The sequence below is a fragment of the Bradyrhizobium uaiense genome (assembly GCF_010811875.1).
GTDB lineage: Bacteria > Pseudomonadota > Alphaproteobacteria > Rhizobiales > Xanthobacteraceae > Bradyrhizobium > Bradyrhizobium uaiense.
The window spans coordinates 1-497 of record NZ_VKHP01000581.1 but is presented as its reverse complement, the minus strand read 5'-3'; the positions used below and the strand labels follow the sequence as shown (position 1 = coordinate 497).

The 497-nt window shown below is 66.6% G+C and carries 1 protein-coding gene; it reads right to left on the bottom strand.

All coding sequences use genetic code 11. The annotated features are described in order from the left end of the window. Positions 1 to 497, bottom strand: a 497-nt coding sequence (locus tag FNJ47_RS46585; RefSeq protein WP_175068530.1) for an acetamidase/formamidase family protein, incomplete at both ends; no start/stop codon positions are given.

Sequence of the window (497 nt, the reverse complement as noted above, 5' to 3'; positions counted from 1 at the left end):
ACGCACCGGGATGCGCACGTTCTTCAGGATGCCGTGGTTCTCCGTGACCGTCGAATGATCGACCGGGACGCCGGGATAATCGATCGTCTTGTGCACCACGCCGGACGGATCGGTCTGCGGCGTCCAGGTGAAATTGTAGACGGCGCGCGCCCAGTTGCGCTCGCCGGTTGCGTCGACCTCGTAGATCGTGACGACCTCGCGCGGCTTCGGCTCGGTGAGCAGATCCTTGTAATGGAAGCCCCACGATGCGGCGGCGTTGCTGCCGAACGCCTTGCCGGAATATTTCGGATTGGCGCAGGGCCGCGGCGCCACGTCGATGATGCGCACTTCGAGCACGTCGCCTTCCTCGGCGCCGCGCACGAACACCGGCCCGGTGCAGATATGCACACCGAGGCCTTCGCCCGCGCCGCGTCCGAACAGTGAAGCATCCATCGGGCCTGCACCGCGCCGCTCGACCGACTTGCCCTCGGCGGTCCAGCGAAACACGCTCTCGGCGC